This window comes from Nonlabens xiamenensis (genome assembly GCF_003865345.1).
GTDB lineage: Bacteria > Bacteroidota > Bacteroidia > Flavobacteriales > Flavobacteriaceae > Nonlabens > Nonlabens xiamenensis.
Window position 1 is genome coordinate 1 of record NZ_RMVE01000012.1, and the last position, 3,815, is coordinate 3,815.

A 3,815-nucleotide genomic window follows, 5' to 3' on the forward strand; every position below is an offset into this window, starting at 1 on the left:
ATTTGGATGGAAGTACAACTTCTATTCGACAAGAAAATGGAGCTCCCTATGAATGGAATGCTCCTGGTCAGAATGATCCAGCCTTACAGACGCTTTCTGCAGGAACGCACACCCTACGAGCGGTAGCGATAGATAACGAAGGAGCGACAGGTGAAGCCCAGGTTACAATCACAGTTAACGCTGCTCCAACAAATGCTGCTACAACATTAGTACACATTGTGAAACGCAACACGAATTTTGCACTTGATGCTGGTGATGATGCTGACGATTTTCAAAATATATACTTGTGGGCCGCAGACCCGACCAATGTGAATCAGCAGTGGGTGGAGATAGACAGAGGAGATGGCTATTATTCTTATCAGAAGGTAAACACCAATTACTGTATGGATGGAGGTGATGGAGGAATCGATGGTCAAAATGTATTTTTGTATCCCTGTGATGAAAACAACTACAACCAGCACTGGTTAAAAGTGGAAGGATCAAGTTTCAATAAACTGCAAAAACGCAATGCCTCAGGTTTTAGAATCGATGGTGGTACTGGCGGTGCCAACTTTCAGAATGTAGCCCTAGGGACGGCCGTGGCGTCAGACGTTAATCAGCATTTGGTTATCAATGTGATTTCAGGACCAGGATTGGCTTCCAAAGCTATAGGAGTTGAAGATAATTTGCGAAATGAGCTTACTATTTTCCCTAATCCGGCGAGCGAAGAGTTCACCATTAGTCTCCAAGGGATAAAAAGCGGCGAAATCTCAATCTATAATATCAATAGTCAGTTGATATTGACCAGGAAATACACAGGAGAACCACTAACCATCGATCGATCGGTAAGCCTAAAAGCTGGCATATACCTCATCAAAGCGGTGGGCAATGACGGTACTTCCATAGTTGAGAAGTTCATACTTAAGTAATGTTTATCAACCATTAAAAAGGGTGTCTGGGCTATCCCAGACAGCCTTTAAGTTATTGAAGCCTGTACCCTAACCCTGCAAGTCATAAGCTCATCATTGATCTTAAGATTGGAGCATCTAAAGACAGTGCTATCTTAAACATGGTTGGTCAATTGATGCTTCAAAGAAAATATAATGGTAATGCATTAAATATCACTCTTAATAGAACACTTTAAACAGGAATTTACCTATCAAAGGTGTTTTAGAAAATGGCTTAGTATTGAACAAAAAGCTGGTTGTTTTCTAGGAGATTTCATATGAGTGTAATGCATATTTTTTCTTCTGTGAACATACTCATGTCAAAGAACCGATAATTTGGAAGGTAGATGAACAGTTAGCATCCAATGCCTAATATCTACAATTACGTTAATAGCTTATATATAAGGTGATAAAGGATTGACCGAATCATAATTGCTTGAGATCAAAACTAATTTCCATTAGTAAATGTTAAAAAAATAAAAAAACTGAATTTTGCTAAATAAAAAGTATCTTTATATTGAAAATAGACAGCCTGAAAACCGCTTAAGAAACTAGTAATGAACAATTTGAAAATAAGCATATCACCTGCTCTTCCAGTAAGGCAGTTAAAGCTGATGATCGAACTTGTGTATTCCTGGCCAATGCGACGGTAAATTTTGAACCATACCCACCTAAGTGAAATGAATTAAAAAACATTCATTACAACTCTCAAAACCTTACGTATGTATTTCTTAATTGATCCCTCAATTGCTTTTAAGTCGGTGATTACCCCCTATTTTCATCAACTAAATTTTTATCAATTACAAAACTATTTTCCCCATGAAACACTTCACAAAATTTTTAATAGCATTTATGCTACTACTGGGCTTCACCGCCCTTGCTCAGCCCAACATACGGGTTAGAGGAAACACCGTTGATATATGGAACGTATCAGACTATAATTCAGACAATCAGGTTATCTTCTCACTCGGAGATAGAAAGGATTGGGAGATACGCGACGCAGTACCTGGACAAAACCATATCTGGCCATCCTCCAGACCTGCTCTCATCAGTGGTAAAGACTATGCCACAACTCCTCGAGCTAATGCGACCGGAGGGCGTGCTACTTCTCTTGATAGTTTCAGCGTTGATGTTGCGACCAGCATATTGATCGCAATACCGACAAATACATTGAATGCATCAGGTTGGACAGCCACTGGCGGAAGTTTTAATTCGTCAATTTCTACTTTTTATTATTATACCTACGATTACTCTCCTTCTGAAGGTTGGGTGGATTTCCCTTATTATGATGATGATAAGCCTACCATTATTTTTGCTGAACGTGGACACATCAAATGGGACAACCCTAAAACTATTGACGAATTTGCAGAAGGTGTATTGATTTGGGATGGTGAAAGCACATACAATAGATCAGGAAGGGTCTATGACCCAAACATTATAATTATGCCCAATGGCGATTATATCGCTGGAATTAAAAATCGGTTGTTTAAATCTACAGATAAAGGTTTGACATGGTCTCTCTTGAGCAATGATTTACAGGGTATTTGGCATGCATCTGTTTTTTTACATAACGGTGAGTTATACCTTATCGGTGATAGGCCAGATGGTGACGCCAGAATTACTAAATCAACAGATGGTGGGCAAACATGGCAGCCATTAGTAAATCTAAACTTTAAGAGTAGAAATGTCCCTTCTGAAGTACTGGTAGGAAACGGACGAATTTGGTTTGCCAATGAAGAGTATGAATCTGGAATCATCAACTTGGCCTCAGCTCCCGTTAATAGTGATTTGATGGACCCAAATAGCTGGGTGAGAACAAATAGAACAGATAGTAATCCTCGAACTAGCAGGACGGATCAAGAGCCGTGTATGATCATGGATACCGATGGATGGCCTATAGCCATGCCCGAAAAGGGACCTCCAATCAAAGCTGGTAGTGTCACTGGAGCAGGCCGTATGTTTGACAGAAGTTTATTTAATCTGGATGGTAGTGGCTCAAAGTTCACCGCCCTGTATGACGATGTAACAGGTAAATATTATGCGCTTACCAGTATCGGAGACCCACGATCAGCTTTGGCGCTGCACAGTTCCTATGACTTACAAAACTGGACCTTGGAGCAAGAACTTTTCAGAAGTCCGGCTTCAAGATTTCACGGTTTTAATTACCCTTTCATGAAGATTGATGGTGATGACCTCATTTTTGTTTTGAGAATGGCCTTTGAAAATGAAAGAGGTCAACCTATTCGTTGGCACGATGCCAATATGTTTACTTTTCACCGCGTCAGGAATTTCCGCGATCTTAGTCCTTGCTCGGTTATTCCTTATTACAATGTAAACAATACCGGATGGGAACTCAGTGGCGATGGTTCGGTGACAGTTGACGCTGGTGGAAGTGTAGAGTTTGGTCCACAGTCTAATGTTGACAGCGACCGAAATGTTGGTTCCTGGAGTTGGACTGGACCTAATGGATTTACAGCCAATACCAGGGAGATTTTGATCTCAAACTTAGGACCTAGCGATGTAGGTACCTATACCGCAACCAATACGAATTCTAACAATTGTGAATCAAGTTTTGAATTTTATGTCGATGGAGCGGGATATGAAATCCCTCCAACGGTGAGTTTTGCTGCTCCAGTGGATGGAGCGACGTTCTCAGCAGGCGACAATATTGGTACAGTCGAGGTTCTAGCTACAGATAGCGATGGCAGCATTTCCAATGTCAATCTATATTTGGATGGAAGTGCAACTTCTATTCGACAAGAGAATGGATTTCCTTACGAATGGAACGCTCCTGGTCAGAATGATCCTGCCTTACAAACGCTTTCAGCAGGAACCCACACCCTTCGTGCGGTAGCTGTGGATAATGAAGGAGCGATTGGTGAAGCCACA

At 40.9% G+C, this 3,815-nt stretch carries 2 protein-coding genes; both read left to right on the forward strand.

The genetic code is table 11. The features are described 5' to 3' along the window. Positions 1 to 908 (forward strand): T9SS type A sorting domain-containing protein (locus tag EGM47_RS16235; protein WP_124981884.1); only part of this gene is annotated, 908 nt, incomplete at its 5' end. Between the two features lie 837 nt (positions 909 to 1,745). Continuing rightward, the coding region (locus EGM47_RS16240; RefSeq protein WP_124981885.1) for an Ig-like domain-containing protein at positions 1,746 to 3,815 on the forward strand (2,070 nt) is incomplete at its 3' end.